General features: G+C 64.3%; 13 protein-coding genes. 3 read left to right on the forward strand and 10 right to left on the reverse strand.

Annotated features, from left to right (window positions below):
* The 10 genes from ACCD11_RS25440 to ACCD11_RS25485 all read right to left on the reverse strand — a co-directional run.
* Positions 1–395 (reverse strand): MaoC family dehydratase N-terminal domain-containing protein (locus ACCD11_RS25440; protein ID WP_413315958.1); only part of this gene is annotated, 395 nt, incomplete at its 3' end.
* 460 nt (positions 396–855) lie between these two features.
* Positions 856–1,320: a YbaK/EbsC family protein gene (locus tag ACCD11_RS25445; RefSeq protein ID WP_126025592.1), complete on the reverse strand. Its 465-nt coding sequence runs from the start codon at positions 1,318–1,320 to the stop codon at positions 856–858.
* Between the two features lie 64 nt (positions 1,321–1,384).
* Entirely contained in the window at positions 1,385–1,708 is a 324-nt protein-coding gene (locus tag ACCD11_RS25450) for an AzlD family protein (protein WP_192322887.1), read from the reverse strand.
* Positions 1,705–2,370, reverse strand: a complete 666-nt coding sequence (locus ACCD11_RS25455) for an AzlC family ABC transporter permease (RefSeq protein WP_301507961.1) — start codon at positions 2,368–2,370, stop codon at positions 1,705–1,707. The genes ACCD11_RS25450 and ACCD11_RS25455 overlap by 4 nt, the downstream gene beginning before the upstream one ends.
* Before the next feature lie 101 nt (positions 2,371–2,471).
* A complete protein-coding gene (locus ACCD11_RS25460) occupies positions 2,472–3,419 on the reverse strand; it encodes an AraC family transcriptional regulator (RefSeq protein WP_413315959.1) in 948 nt (315 codons plus the stop codon).
* Between the two features lie 314 nt (positions 3,420–3,733).
* Complete coding sequence (locus tag ACCD11_RS25465; protein WP_413315960.1) at positions 3,734–5,023, reverse strand: hypothetical protein; 1,290 nt, start codon at positions 5,021–5,023, stop codon at positions 3,734–3,736.
* 106 nt (positions 5,024–5,129) lie between these two features.
* A complete protein-coding gene (locus ACCD11_RS25470; RefSeq protein ID WP_413315961.1) occupies positions 5,130–7,331 on the reverse strand; it encodes a LamG-like jellyroll fold domain-containing protein in 2,202 nt (733 codons plus the stop codon).
* A 766-nt stretch (positions 7,332–8,097) separates the two neighbouring features.
* Complete coding sequence (locus tag ACCD11_RS25475; RefSeq protein WP_413315962.1) at positions 8,098–8,847, reverse strand: transporter substrate-binding domain-containing protein; 750 nt, start codon at positions 8,845–8,847, stop codon at positions 8,098–8,100.
* 9 nt (positions 8,848–8,856) lie between these two features.
* On the reverse strand, positions 8,857–10,044 hold the full coding sequence (gene prpF / locus ACCD11_RS25480; RefSeq protein ID WP_413315963.1) for a 2-methylaconitate cis-trans isomerase PrpF: 1,188 nt from the start codon (positions 10,042–10,044) through the stop codon (positions 8,857–8,859).
* Entirely contained in the window at positions 10,041–11,129 is a 1,089-nt protein-coding gene (locus ACCD11_RS25485) for a lactonase family protein (protein ID WP_413315964.1), read from the reverse strand. Before ACCD11_RS25485 ends, prpF begins: the two co-directional genes overlap by 4 nt.
* A 92-nt stretch (positions 11,130–11,221) precedes the next feature.
* Here ACCD11_RS25485 and ACCD11_RS25490 point away from each other — a divergent pair, with 92 nt between their 5' ends.
* From ACCD11_RS25490 to ACCD11_RS25500, 3 genes are all read left to right on the forward strand, one after another.
* Positions 11,222–12,205 (forward strand): Bug family tripartite tricarboxylate transporter substrate binding protein, encoded by a 984-nt coding sequence (locus ACCD11_RS25490; protein ID WP_413315965.1) that lies wholly within the window; start codon positions 11,222–11,224, stop codon positions 12,203–12,205.
* 45 nt (positions 12,206–12,250) lie between these two features.
* Positions 12,251–13,177: a GntR family transcriptional regulator gene (locus ACCD11_RS25495; RefSeq protein WP_309928723.1), complete on the forward strand. Its 927-nt coding sequence runs from the start codon at positions 12,251–12,253 to the stop codon at positions 13,175–13,177.
* Positions 13,178–13,389: 212 nt separating this feature from the next.
* A complete protein-coding gene (locus ACCD11_RS25500) occupies positions 13,390–14,349 on the forward strand; it encodes a Bug family tripartite tricarboxylate transporter substrate binding protein (RefSeq protein ID WP_309928725.1) in 960 nt (319 codons plus the stop codon).
* The last annotated feature ends 37 nt before the right edge of the window (positions 14,350–14,386 follow it).

The following is a 14,386-nucleotide window of genomic DNA, read 5'->3' on the forward strand; positions in this document are numbered from 1 at the left end:
ATCTCGTGCCGCACCTTGACGAACACGAGCTTGCCGGTGCGGCCTTCCTTCAGCGTGACGTCGTCGATGGTCGAGGTTCGCGTGACCTGGTCGCCCACGCGGATCGGCGCGCGGAACTCGAACTGGCTGCCGGCCCACATGCGGCGGGGCAGCGGCACCGGCGGCAGGAACCCGCCGCGCTTGGCGTGGCCGTCGGCGCCGATCTCGCTTTGGCGGTGCATGGGCAGGAAGTAGAGCCAGTGCCACAGGGGCGGAAGCGCCGTGCCGGTCGGCACCGGCGCGGCCGGGTGGTCGAGCGTCGCCGTCAAGGCCGCCACGGGCGTGGGATGGATGGTGTCCTCGAGGCGCTCGCTGCGCCCGATCCATGACTGCAACTGATCCGGATGTACGTCCACTCTCGTGTCTCCTTGGTTTGCTGCACCCAGCGGCAGCAGGACTGGGAACGGAGTGTGCGGCGCATCGAACGCCAAGTGAATTGCATTATTTGAGGCTATTGATGCAATTCATGGAACAAAGAAACGGGCCGTCAATGCCTCGCGCACTCCTTTATTGGACCGCGTGACGGCGTATTCCTACAGTCCATCGCCACTCGACCAGCCCGCCGCCAAGAGGCGGGCCCCACCTGAAGGCGTATTCATGAAGCCCTGGGTTTCCAAGCTTCTTGCATTGCTGCGACCTGCCGTGATGCCGGCATCGGTATCCGGAGATGCGTCGGAGCCGGCGCCCGCGCTGCAGTCGCTGCCCGGCGAGCGCGTCGGCATCTCGGGAACTGAACCGTTTTTGTCCGCACCCCCATCAGCACGAGGAGGTCTCTCTGGGACACCCAGTCATGTCACGAACGATCGCCGACATCGCTCACCGCTTGACGAGGTCGTGCAGCGCACAGCGACTTACCCGGACAAGTTCGGCACTGCGAATCTGCAGGGTCGAATCATTCCGCCCCGTGCCGCAATAGATCGTTTCCATTGCCGTCACTCCCGAATCGACGACTACCCGTGCCCCGTTGATCGGCAAGGGAACGACGCCTCCCGGGACCATCGCGAGGAACTGTGCCAGTTCCATGTCCGTTGCCATGTGGAGATCCGCTCTCCTCACGCCAAGTGCATCGGCGATCTTCTTGTAGTCCGCGCGCTCGGCCGCTCGCATGGCGGCAATCGCGTAGCGATCGCCCGGCAGGCGGAAGGCCAGGCTCTTGACCATTGCGTCGGGATCGAAGGGAAGCAAGCGCTGCGCTTCAGCGAAGCTCACCACGGCGTCGTGGTCGTGCACTTCGAAGATCGCATCGCTCGACGTCAGAAAGGAATGTATGGCCGGGCTCATCGCATCCAGGGTATCGAGGAACCGGGAAGCCGATCCGAGCCGTTGTTGCCGTACTCGCGGACACTCATGGCGCACCTGCCATGCCGAGGCCAAGACGCAGCACGGCCACCGCAACGACGCCCACCAGGATCGTTCCGAGAAGCGGAAGGCGGACCGAGGCCACCGCCGCCAGCAGGCCCGCCAGCGTTTCCGGCCAGCCGGTGACCAGCAGGGTCGGCGCGATGATCGTGACGAACATGACGGGCGGTATGGCATCCAGGGCTGCTTTCGCGCGGCCGCGGACGGCGAACCGATCCCCGCGCACCAACAGCATGCCGGCGACCCGGGTGAGATAGGTGACGACGGCCATCGCCGCGATCGCCTCGAGGGTTGTCGCGTGGAACGTCATGCGGGCTGCGGCTCCTGTGCTTGCTCCGGCCGCGCCGCGAAGTAGGCCACCGCGATGCCGGCCATGGCGCCGGCCATCACGTGCCACGGCGCACCCAGGGTGTGGAACACGGCCGCCGACGACAGGCCGCTGGCGGCGATGGCAAAACCGGTGCGCCGCCACCCCATCCAGAACCTGGCCGTCATGCCGATGAACAAGGCCGCCAGCGCGAAGTCCGCGCCGATCCGCCGGGGATCGCCGAGATAGGCACCCAGCCACGCGCCGGCCATGGTCGCACCAGCCCACGCGGCCGAGAAGACGAGCGCCAGGCCCATCCAGTAGGACCAGGTGACCGGCAGGCCCGCGCGCGCACGCTGCTCCGCGAATCCCCATGTCGGATCGGTGAGGAAGGCCAGCGCCACGCACATGCGCAGGCGCGTCATGCCGGCTTTCGCGAGCTTCGGAACGAGGGTCAGGCTCATCAGCGCGTGGCGCACATTGATCAGCAAGGTGGACAGCAGGATCGGCCCGAGCCGCGGCCCGTCGTTCGCCCACAGCTGGACCGCCGCGAACTGCGATGCGCCCGCGTTGACGAGCAGGGACATCCATCCGGCCTCCGCGGCCTGGATGCCCTTGGACCTGCACAGGGCTCCGAGCAGCAGGCCGATCGGAACCGCGACCATCACCGCAGGCAGGATGTCCCTTGCGCCTTCGGCGGCTGTGGCGAGCGAGGAGGGTCGGCGATCCGGTGGAGCCGCGGATGAGGCGGGGCCTTCACGCGGCCTCATTTCGACACCCCGTCCCTGTAGGCACCAGGTGTCACGCCGACCCTGGCCTTGAAGACGCGTGTCAGGTGGGCCTGGTCCGCAAAGCCGGTTGCCGACGCCACGGCGACCGGCGCTTCTCCCCGGCGCAGGCGGCGCTTTGCCGCCTCGATGCGGCGGCCGACCAGATAGGCGTGCGGTGTGGTCCCCGCTTCATTGCGGAACATGCGGATCAGGTGAAACCGGCTCACGCCGACTTCGCCGGCGAGGTCGGCCAGGCACACGTCGCTCGACGTGGCTTGATCTTCCAGCATCGACTTGACCCTGGACACTCGCTGCTGCTCCCGGCCTCGCGGGGCCTCGGGGCGGAAGCCCTCGGCGTGTCGCTCGAGGCAGCAGGTATAGGCCAGCAGCAGCGCTTCCTCCGTGCCCAGCGACCAGCCGGAGGTCTCCAGTGCCAGGTGCGCGGCCACCAGGCGAGTGGCCGCGGCGGGGTCCCGGATCACCCGGCACCGGAAATGCGGCTGGACTTCATGGCCGGTGATCTCGGCCGCCAGGCGCCGAACGAGCGGCGCGGAAGGGTAGGTCACCCGGTAGCTGTAGCCCGTGTCGTCATGGGGCGTCCCGTCGTGCACGTCTTCCGGGTTGAGCAGCGTCAGGTCTCCCGGGCTGGCGCGATGCCGCGTACCTTGAAGCCACAAGGTGCCGCAGCCCGAGGTGATCGCTCCGATCACGAAAGTCTCGTGCGCATGCAGGGCATAGCGGTGCTTCCTGAAGGTTGCGGTCAGGCAATCCACCCGTTCCTCGCCTGTCATGCACCCCGAGGTGAAGAAGCGTGCGTCGTCCCGCAGCGCGTTGCGGGATCGGGGGCCATCAGGCCCGGGTGCTTCTTCACGGTGTCCGTCTTCTCGCATGAAGCCATTCTTGCAGCGCAGGAAACGCCTGTCTTGAAGAAAATTGACATGCATGATCCGACGCCATCGCCGCATCATGGAGATCGGCAAGGGACGAAGAAGCGTGTCGGAACGGATGATTCATCGCGGAGCAGAACACATGGAAGCCCCGCCACCGATCTCTCTGCGTGCAACGATCTCCTATCCTTGGCCTTCCACAAGGGAGTTTGCTGCGGCTGTGCACTCGCTGCTCAAGACTTGCCTGGCCCAGGTCGACGAGATCAAGGGACTGGCCCTGCTGCTGGCCTCGCCTGCTTCGAGCTACATGACAGGGGGCGGTCATCCCCGTCGATGGCGGCGCCTCGGCGCGATTGAGCGGCAGCAACCGGCTACTTCAACGCAGCGCCGCCTCGCGCGAGGTATTGCGCCGAGAGGCGCGCGAACTGGCCGCCGTCTGTGCTGATCGAGGTCTGGTGGCTGCCGCCCGCGCTGAAGACGATCCCGATGGTGTGCATGTCGCCGTATTCCTGGGTGTTGGTCAGCATGTAGTCGACGTGGTTGTCGCGGTAGTGCTGGTCGGTGCCGCCGGGTGTATCGGAAGGCACGCCCATGGGCGTCTGCCACCACAGGATCGGCAGGCCGTTGCCCAGCGCCGTGCGGTAGTCCGAATATTGCTTCTGGTTGTCGTGGAAGTTCGGGCTGGTCTGGTTGCTCGCGTCCCAGTAGAACGGGGCACTTCCGTTCTGGCATTCCGCGGGCCTCGATGCCGCCTCCCGGCAGCCCGCGTCGCGGTCGCTGGTCTGGGCGACGATGAAGTCGGCCTGGTTCGCGCCGACAGCCCGCATCATCGCGGCGATCTCGACGGGAGTGCCGCTCCAGAAAGCGGGCGGAAACCCGATCAGCGCCTTGGGCGCGACCTTGCGGCCCATCTGCACGAAGCACTGGCCGAGGCCCGCGACGGTGTCGGGCAACGTGGCGCATTCCGGTTGGCCGCTCACGGCGGCGGCCATCTTCGTCAGGTCGCGGCCGGGCGCCTGCGACGCGGCGAAGCCCCAGAAGTCCGGCTCCACGTTGACGAGGGCAGGCTTGCCCCATTCCGCGATGCGCTGGTACATCAGGCGGACCTGGCCCCAGTACTTGTTCATGAAGGTCGCATCGCTGATGCCGCTAAGGTTGCCCTCGCCGTTCGCCGTCATCTGGTAGAGCGTGAACATGGGCACCGCACCATAGGCATCGGCAGCCTGGGCGGAGAAGGTGACATAGGCTCCATCGGGGCTGTTCCAGGTGGGCCACGCGCCCGAGCCGACGCCCACGAGGTAGTGCTCCACGATGTCGGGGTGGATGTCCTGGCTCTTCATGTCATCGATGTTCGTAGCGCCTAGGCCGAACAGCACACGGGAGGGTTTGCCGAGCTTGTTGGCCATGGCGACGGTGGCCGGCACAGGCGCGGAGCCGCCGCTCGAGCCTCCATTGCCACCCTGGGTGCCCTGAGTGCCGCTGCCGGAGGTGTTGCCGGCCACCTGGCCACCGTTGTTCTGTCCGCCGCTGCCGGCCTGGCCCGTCGGGCTGCCAACCAGCGGAATGCCGGCCCCTCCACCGCCGCCACCGCCTCCGCCACAGCCGAAGAGCAGCAGCGAGGCCATCAACGCGGAAGCGCATCGTCGAGAAAGAATGTCCATGAGAGAAATCCGAAGGGTCGAAGTCAAGAAAGCCCCGGCGCGCCCGTGCATGCGCGCGCCGGTTCGGGTTCAGGGTGGTCCGGGCAGCGCCGCTGCCCGATGGCGCTCAGCGGGCGAGGTCCGCGATGAAGCTCGCGTCCTGCGCGCCGCTGTAGATGCGGAAGTCCTGCATGCGGCCCTTGAAGTACGGATCGCTACCGTACTGGGAGCGGCCCAGCCAGGTACGGGTGGTGTTGCCCAGCTGGAAAGGATTGATCCAGATGCCGTCCGCGGTGGCGATCTGCGCGCCGTCCATGTAGAGCGTGCCTGTGGTGCCCGACAGCGTGACCGCCAGGTGCACCCAGCGTCCGGTGGGCGTCTCGCCGCCGGCTACCGACTCTTCCTTCCAGAACTGATTGCGCGAGGCTGAAAAGCGCAGCTGTTTGTTCTGGTCGCGCAGGATCAGGATCATGTAGGCCACGTCGTTGGAACCGAAGTCGAAAACGCGCGCGATGACCGAGGCCGTATCCCAATAGACCCACACCGCGATCGTGAAATCACCCAGGCCCGACACGGCCCCGTCCGGCAGCTGTACGTGACCGCTGCGGCCGTCGAGCTGCACGGCGCTTCCGCCGTTGCGTCCTTCGCCCCAGCTCGTGCCGCCCTTCAGTTGCGCATGCAGGCCGCGGCCGCTGGCATCGTTGGCATCGCCGCTGAGCGGCAGGTGCAGCCACAGTTCGCCGGGGACCGCCACGCGCAAGGTATCCGCACCGGTCATCTCTCCGGCGTCGGTAACCGCGTCGATCCGGTAGTACCAGGTGCCCTGGCCGGGATCGTCGGTGTAGGTGCGCGGTTCGGTGACAGGCGCGAGGGTCATGAAAGGACCGTTCGGCGAAGCCGCGCGCTGCACGAGGTACTGAGAAGCGCCTGCGGTGCCCCACCACGACAGCTGCACCTTCGCGTCGCTCAGGAAAGCGCTCAGGCCGCTCGGTGGGGCGGCGGGGACCGGATCGCGCGCATAGAGCAGCGTGCCGATGCCCGGCTGGTCGCCGCCGTCGACGCGCTCGGGCCGGATCTTGTCGAGCATTGCCTTGGTCCAGGGGGCCGAGAGTCCCTTGCGGCTCACATAGTGGCTGTAGATGAGGTCCCAGTTGGGCCGCAGGCTGTTCGTGCCCGCCGCAGCGGTCCCCACTCCGTGGACGCCGTCGTAGGGGGCGAACGGCATCGTGTACAGCGCGTTGCCGTTGGCATCCGCGAGGTTCGTCTTGGCCACGTACTCCGCACCGGCCAGCAGCCGGTTGTTCCAGTAGCCGAAGAGGTCCTCGCCCTGGTTCCAGGCCATTTGACACAACATGCCGGCCAACGAGATGCCGAGGGTCGAGTGGCCCTGGTCGCGATGGCTCTCCTGCCATTGCCCCAGATAGCCTGGATGCACGTGATAGACGTTGTTGGCGCTCGCGCCGCAGCCGCGGCCGCTCTTGTAGTAGTTGCTCGCCTCGGCGATCAGGTCGCTCCGGTCGCAGAACACGCCGATCGCGTAGACGGCGCAGATGTTGGCAAGGTCCCAGTTCGCCCAGTAGTGGGTGACCTTTCTGGTCTCCGTGCCGTTGTGGTTGACCAGGAAGTCGTGGGCCTTCGGGTAGAACACGTTCAGCAGCATGGCCTGGAAGCGCGCGACGTCTTCCTTCGCCCAGCCGGAGTAGGTCCGCATCAGTTCCGCGGCGTTGGCCCACTGGTTGCCGTAGAGGCCCGAAGCGAGGAAGACGTTCGAGTTGCCGCCCAGCTCGGTCAAGGTCGACGACCACGCATTGAGGAACTCCACCGCCTTCTTAGCGTAGCTCTCGTCGTTCGAGATCTTCCAGCGCAATGCGAGATGAAGGGCACGCACCATGTCGCCGACCATCTGCCAGTAGTTCTCGCCCTCGACGCCGCGCGTCACCAACGCCAGGGGACGCGGCTTCGCATCGAGGTTGGTGTTGTTCGTCTTGAGCATCATGTTCAAGCCGCCCACCCAGGGCTCCGCCTTGGCGGCCAGCTTGTCGCGGATGCGCTGCAGATCTTCCTCCGTGACGAGCAGACCGGGGTGCACGATCTTGCGTACTGCGGGCTCGGGGGTGGTCGGCTCGGCCGCAGGGATTTCGGGGGTAGTGGGGGAATCGACACCGGCGACCGCAGCAGGTGTCTGCTGCGCGGCCGCCCCACCTATGGGCGAGAAACTGCTGCCCCCGCTTCCTCCACCGCAGGCTGTCGTGCCCAGTGCCAAGGCGCCTGCGGTCCCGAGGAAGAAAGTGCGTCGATCCAGCAGGTTGGCGTTCTTCTCATCGCTCATGAGTGTGTCATTTCTCGTGAATATGTAATGAAGTGATTCCGCAAGCTGCGTGCCATGCGTCCCGATTGCTCCATGCGATGAAATCGGTAAAACCGATGGATACATTGCACGCATCGCGAGCGACGTGTAACGACAGGAACTGACATTCGTTGTCACATCCGATGCGCGGCAACGCCACGGAATGTCATCGCTCGCTGCCTTGTCCGCGCATGTTCGACAGGCACGAGCAACACATCGCCATGCAGCACGCGCACGCGAGCCCGCACGGCAGCACATGGCTGCCGCACTGCATGCGTCGAGTCGCATCGCCAGCTCGCAGCTCGATCAGGTTGCGGAGTTCACTCCCACGTTCGGGCAAGACGCGACTCGCGTCGGCGCCTGCTTGTCCGAGGAAAGAGCCGATCCTTAAATCGAACCGGACTGGCTGGAGGGAACCTCCATCGGGTGCCTAGTGTGGCCCACAAGATGAAGAAATCGCGCGTCGGATTGCCTCTGAAAATGAGCGGCTGAATTTCATTTTCGGAATGATTGAGAGTGCAGAGGGGCTCTAGCGCGAATGAACTCGCGTACGGACGTATGAAGCGCGGAATCACCGCGAAGGGAATCGCAGCTGCGTATCTTTTGAGGTCGAGTCGGAAGTTGGAAGACTTCCGTCGGTCTCAAGTAGCGGTTTCGGGGTCGAGGCTGCTGTCAGACAGCTTCCTCTTGGCGTATCGGAGCGACCACTACTTGCATGGTCGTAAAGTCCGCAATGGGCGCCAAGCCGTCACGTGGGTGCTGACTCAATGCCTTTCGGCGCGACGGTTGCTCCATCAATGCCATTCCGTCGAAGTGCTTCGTGTACGAACCCGGATGCCTTGCAGCTCTCGACAAATTGATGAAGCAGCGACGCCGCCAGCGCGCCTCGCGCAGAGGGAAGGCCCATGGCTTGCTGAATGATCATGAAGCGCTCGGGCAGAAGGCGCAGGCCTTCGATGCGATGTGCATCGTATTCAAGCTGCTGCTTGACGCCCGCCGCTACAGCGTGGCCTCCTTCGATGAACATATCCACGACGCCAGGAGACGTCGGGCTTCGAATCAGTTCCGCCTTCTGGAGGGTACGGGTCAGGTACAGGTCATAGGCGCTGCCTTTGCCGACAACGACGCTTACGCCCGGTTGCTCGATGTCCTGATGCGTCCGAAACGATGATTCATTGCGGACGAGATAGCAACCCTCGATGAGAACGTAGGGCGCAGTGAACTGAACTCCTTGGGAGCGCAATGGGTCGATGGCAAAGAACCCGACGTCGGCTCTCGCGTTGGCTACAGCATCGACAGCCTTGCCCGCGCCATCGAAGACCAGGAGTTCGAGAGGAACTTCCAAGCGTGCAGCGAGCGCACGAGCCAAGTCCACAGAGACGCCGGTGGGCTCATTGCCTGCGTCTTGACGGGCCAGTATGGGATTGCCGAGATTGATGGTTGCTCGGAGGACTCCCGTTGGAGCAAGTGCTTCGACGTCATGCGCAGAGTAGTGCACCGATAGACCTCATTGTTTTGGGGACCAATCCGCGCTGACGAAGACCTGGCCGTCCATCAGACGTCGCGCGCTACGGCTCATGAGGGCCTTGGTCACTGCCCAGGTCCCATCCTGCTCCGCGGCATCGGCGCCGACCTTCAGCGTGCCCGAGGGGTGGCCGAATCGAACTTCGTCGCGGCGGCCGCCACCGAGAACGCGAGACACCAAGGTGCCCGGGATTGCCGCGGCAACTGCGATCGCGACGGCTCCAGTGCCGGTCATGGCATGGTGGAGTTTGCCCATCGAGAAGATGCGGGCGCACAGGTCCATGTCGCTAGAACTCACGTCCTTGCCGCTGGATGCCGTGTATCCGGTTGGCCGTGCAACGAAAGCCAGCTTCGGCGTGTGTGGGCGCTTTTCAGTGGCCTCGGCTGCCGTCGCCGCCAGGCCCATGGCCACGGTCGCATTTGCGCGAATGGCTTCGGCCTTCGCCAGCAGTTCGGCATCCGTGTTGACGCGAGGCTGCAGTTCCGACCCGCTCAAGCCCAGGGTGACGGCGTCGACGAAGATGGTCGGGTTGCCTGCATTGATGAGGGTGGCCTCGACGACGCCCACTCCGGGCACGTCGAGCTTGTCAATCATGTTCCCGGTGGGAAACATCGCACCGCCTTCGCCGTCTTCGTCCGCGCCGGGTTCCAGGAACTCGAGCTTGATTTCGGCCGCAGGGAAGGTCACTCCGTCGAGTTCGAAGTCGCCGGTCTCCTGGACCTGGCCGTCGCACATGGGGACGTGCGCGATGATTTTCTTCTGGATGTTGGCCTGCCAGATGCGCACGATGGCGATGCCGTTCTCTGGTGCTGAAACCAGGCCACGCTCGATTGCGAAGGGTCCGACCGCAGAGGTCAGGTTGCCGCAGTTGCCGCTCCAGTCGACGACAGGCGATTCGATGGCAACCGCGCCAAACAGGTAGTCCACGTCGCAGTCTGGGCGAGCGCTCGGGCCAACGATGACGACCTTGCTCGTGCTCGAGGTCGCGCCGCCCATTCCGTCGATTTGCTTGCCGTACGGGTCGGGACTTCCCGTGACGCGCAGCATCAGCGCGTCGCGCGCCGCGCCAGGCTGGCGAGCGGGCGCCGGGAGGTCATCCGGCGTGAAGAAGACGCCCTTGCTTGTGCCGCCGCGCATATAGGTTGCACGAATGCCAATCTGCTTGCTCATGAGGTAATTTCTTTCGATGAATGAGTAAACGCAACGCACACGGGGCTTCCGGTGGAGGTCAGCGGTTCGACTTGGGAGGGGCCGGAGACACGGACGATGGAATCGGCGTCTTCGTTTGCGACGCAAAGTGCGTTGGTGCCGGGAAGAGGTGTAATGAAGCGAGGCACCGCGCCCAGAGCCCTGGTCCAGGTCGGCGAGCTCAGCGCCCCGTCCGTCGCGTCAACCTCGTAGCAGACCACGCTGCCGTGCCCGCGGTTGCTGACGAACAGTTGGCATTCGTCGCGGGGGAGAACGATGCCTGCTCCTGTGTTCTCGCCGACGAAGGAGTCGGGGACCGTCGTCGTGCGACGCACCGGCTCCAACCGACCGGTAGCCGCGTCGAATCGGGCCGTCAGCACTTGGCTCGATAGCTCCAGTACGACCCACGCCACGGCGCCGTCAGACCGAAACACCAGATGGCGAGGACCGCTGCCAGGCGCCACTTCGAGCGTTGCTATGAGTTGCAGCGCACCGGTGTCCTCGTCGAGTGCGAGGGTGTGGACTGCGTCGGCGCCTTTGTCTGGGACCAGGAGCCAGCGACCGGAGGGGTGGAGCACGATCTGATGCGGATGCGCGCCCTGCTGTTGGGTCTTGTGAGGGCCTGCTTTGGCCGGCAACTCAAGAAGATGAGCCATCGGTCCTATTGAACCGTTCTCCTCAACCGGCAAGCTCGCGACGCTACCGGCGGCGTAGTTCGCCACCAGAACCCAGCGATTGCCGGCGCTCTGTGCCAGATGCACCGGATTCGTACCACCCGTGGCTCGTGTACCGAGCCCGAACAGTCGGCCATCGACGTCGATTTTGAAGCTGCTGACTTCGCTTCCGTCCCCGTGGACGCAATGAAGCACGCCCCGTGCCTCGTCGATGATGAGAAAGGAGGGGTTGTGGCCCGCAGGAACTGTCCACCGATGGGTCCATTTCCCTGCGCTCGAAACATCGAAGACCTCGAGCCCTCGTCCGCGCGCCCGTCTAAGTGCGGTCGTCCGACAACCGACGTACGCCCGAAAGGCGACATCGCAAGAATCGGAATGCGGATACGTCTCCATCGTTTGACCTGCCGTTGGATTGCATTATATGATTATTTTCGACAAAACAACAATAGTGATGCCTTTCCTTCCACCTCTTTGGAGACAAAACCATGAGCCATCTCTCTCGACGCGCGCTGCTGCAGGCAGGCGCCGCCGTCCTCCCCCTCGGCTTCGCCGGCCTTAGCTTTTCCCAGGACAAGTTCCCCAGCAAACCCGTCACGCTCATCGTTCCGCAGCCAGCCGGGGGCGACGCCGACGTGGTCTGCCGAAGCATCCAGACGAAGATGCAAGAGGTGTTGGGCCAGGCAGTCATCATTGACAACCGGGCCGGCGCAGGAGGAAACATCGGGACGGCCCTGGGCGCCAAGGCCGCACCGGACGGCTACACGGTCACCTTCGTGAATCAGGGCACCATGGCTCTGAACCCGAACCTCTACCCCAGCACGGGCTACAAGGTCGACAGCTTTGCCCCGGTGACCTGGCTGACTTCCATCGACCTGGTCATCGTCGCGCACCCCTCCGTCCCGGCGAACAACTTGAAGGAATTCCTGGAGTTGACCAAGAAGGAACCGGGGAAATTCACGTATGGCACGGCAGGCAACGGCAGCGCGAACCATCTGGCGGGCGAGATGCTCAAGTCGATGGCCAAGGTCGACATCACCCATGTGCCGTACAAAGGCGGCGCGCCGGCCATCGTTGCGTTGCTGGGGGGCGAAATCAGCACGGTCGTCGCTTTCCCGCTGGCGGCACTGCCGCACGTCAAGGCAGGCAAGCTCAAGGCGCTGGCAGTGACCGGCAAGAAGCGTTCGAAGGCGCTCCCGGACGTCCCCACCGTGGCCGAGAGCGGTGTCAGCGGCTATGAGTTCTCGTCCTGGATGGGGCTGACTGTTCCAAAGGGCACGCCGGACGCTGTCATCCAGAGAATCCATGTGGCCGCATCTGCAGCGCTCAAAGAGAAAGAGGTCGTCGAGAAGCTGTTGGCTGGGATGACCGAGCCGGTCGCGGCCGGACCCAAGGAATTTGGCGAGCTGATTCAGCGAGAAGGCGACCGCTGGTCCAGGCTCATTAAGCAATACGGCATGAAGATTGATTGACCATCGGCACGATGTTCAGGAGTCCGCTGGCCTAGACTACAAGGAATGTCCTCGGCGAATGAAGCGGCCTCGGCCCCGGAACTGACCTCCCTGCAGCAGCGCGTCGCCAGGGAAATCGTGGCACTCGTGCGCCGGGACAACCGTGTTTCCGGCGACCATCTCCCTGAGATTCAGTTAGCCCAGCACATCGGCACCTCACGGTCGCCGATTCAAGCGGCACTTCGTCACCTGGCCCAACTGGGTGTCCTCCAGCAGGACGCCAATCGGGGCTTCTTTCTCAGCGTCGATGCCAAAGACTGGGACGGGTCGGTGGCCAGTCTTTTGGCGACCGACGACCCCCTGTACCTGCGCATTGCCAACGACCGCCAGTCCGACCGCTTGGCCGACGAGGTGACCGAGGCTGACCTGATGCGTCGCTATGGCGTCGCCCGAAGCACCCTCCGCAAAGTCTTGTCTCGGATTTCCGAGGAGGGCTGGATTGAGCAGAGCATGGGGCACGGCTGGCGGTTCCTGTCCATGATTGATTCGCCGGACGCCTACGAAGAGAGCTACCTTTTCCGGCAGTCCATCGAGCCGGGGGCCATCCTGGGGCCATCCTTTGCGTTCGTCTCTTCGGAACTGAAGCAACTGCGCCGCGAGCAGCAGCGCATCGTGGACGGCGGGTTCCAGACGATGACCCCCATTGAGTTGTTCGAGGCGAACAGCCATTTTCACGAGACGATTGCCGAGTGGGGGCACAACCGGTTCGTCCTGCAGTCGGTCCGGCGTATCAACCAACTGCGCCGGCTGGTGGAGTACCGCCAGGCGTCAAAGCGCACCCCACGACACACTCAAGCGTCCGAACACCTGGCGATCCTGGACGCCATCGAACGCCAGGACTTCATGCAGGCCGCCAACTTGATGCGGGCTCACCTCAACGGTGCGCGGCGCGGCAAGCTGCTGGACCCCAGCGTCTTCTCCGAAGCAGCCTAAGGGCTGAAATCCAGTAAACCGCCAGGCCGGACAGGCCCTGGTGGCGCAGCTGCGTTCGCGCGTGGCCGTCGCGCGCTCAACAACCCGTTGCCTCCTGCCCGGGTTTACCCTCGACTATGATTGTTGAAATTGATTAGAAAATACAAAATGGGCGACAATGGCAAACCGTCGGAATTGCGCCTGCCCCACAACCCGAATGAAGGAGACATTCCGTGAGCACCATCAAGTCCATCCTGCGCCGCGCCGCGTTGGCTAGCGTGCTGGCTACCGTACTGTCGGCTCAAGCCTTGGAGACTGTTCGATTCATGGCGCCAGGTTCGCCCGGCGGCGGCTACGACCAGACTGCCCGAACCCTCGGGAAAGCGTTGCAGGACGCCGGCGCCGCGAAGAGCGTCGTGTATGACAACAAGAACGGCGCCGGCGGTACGCTGGGCTTGGCGCAGTTCGCCAACGGTTCAAAGGGCGACGTGAACGCGCTGTGCGTGATGGGCGCCATCATGGTGACGGGAATCGTGCAGAACAAGCCGCAAATCACGCTGGCCAACGCGACGCCTATCGCGCGGCTCTTCACCGAGTACAACGTCATCGCCGTTCGCAAGGATTCGCCGTACAAGACCTTTGCCGACTTGATGGCGGACTTCAAGAAGAACCCCGGCTCGGTGAAGTGGGGCGGCGGCTCCAAGGGTTCAGTCGATCACATCGGTACCGCTGAGCTTGCGGCCGCCGCAGGGGTCCCCGTCGCCAAGGTGAACTACATCCCGTTCGGCGGTGGCGGTGAGGTGGTCTCCGCAACGCTCGGTGGCCACATTTCCGCCATCGGCGGGGGCTACGCCGAGCTCGCCAAATACATCGAGTCGGGTCAGTTCCGCGTACTGGCGGTGGGCTCGCCCACCCGTATCCCGGGGGTGGATGCACCGACGTTGAAAGAGGCTGGCTACAACATGGAGATCGGGAACTGGCGCGGGGTCTACGGCGCCGCCAATCTGACGCCCGCTCAGCGCAAGGAATTGACCGACGCCGTCATTGCCGCGACGAAGACCAAGGTCTGGCAAGAAGCGCTGAAGACCAATGCCTGGTCGCCCAGCGTCATGACCGGCGATGACTTCTCCAAATTTGTCGACGAGGAGCACAACCGGCTTCGCACCGTCATGACCAATGTCGGGCTGATTTGAATACTTCAGCACCGCCCCTCGCCTCAACAAAGGAAAA

Source organism: Variovorax sp. Varisp36, assembly GCF_047304235.1.
Classification (GTDB): domain Bacteria; phylum Pseudomonadota; class Gammaproteobacteria; order Burkholderiales; family Burkholderiaceae_C; genus Variovorax.

Bases quoted from the DNA above. Each gene is read 5' to 3' on its own strand.
- ACCD11_RS25455 (WP_301507961.1), bottom strand. From the start codon at position 2,370: ATGGTCGCGGTTCCGATCGGCCTGCTGCTCGGAGCCCTGTGCAGGTCC.
- ACCD11_RS25495 (WP_309928723.1), top strand. From the start codon at position 12,251: ATGTCCTCGGCGAATGAAGCGGCCTCGGCCCCGGAACTGACCTCCCTG.
- ACCD11_RS25470 (WP_413315961.1), bottom strand. From the start codon at position 7,331: ATGAGCGATGAGAAGAACGCCAACCTGCTGGATCGACGCACTTTCTTC.
- ACCD11_RS25450 (WP_192322887.1), bottom strand. From the start codon at position 1,708: ATGACGTTCCACGCGACAACCCTCGAGGCGATCGCGGCGATGGCCGTC.
- prpF (WP_413315963.1), bottom strand. From the start codon at position 10,044: ATGAGCAAGCAGATTGGCATTCGTGCAACCTATATGCGCGGCGGCACA.
- ACCD11_RS25490 (WP_413315965.1), top strand. From the start codon at position 11,222: ATGAGCCATCTCTCTCGACGCGCGCTGCTGCAGGCAGGCGCCGCCGTC.
- ACCD11_RS25460 (WP_413315959.1), bottom strand. From the start codon at position 3,419: ATGCATGTCAATTTTCTTCAAGACAGGCGTTTCCTGCGCTGCAAGAAT.
- ACCD11_RS25445 (WP_126025592.1), bottom strand. From the start codon at position 1,320: ATGAGCCCGGCCATACATTCCTTTCTGACGTCGAGCGATGCGATCTTC.
- ACCD11_RS25485 (WP_413315964.1), bottom strand. From the start codon at position 11,129: ATGGAGACGTATCCGCATTCCGATTCTTGCGATGTCGCCTTTCGGGCG.
- ACCD11_RS25465 (WP_413315960.1), bottom strand. From the start codon at position 5,023: ATGGACATTCTTTCTCGACGATGCGCTTCCGCGTTGATGGCCTCGCTG.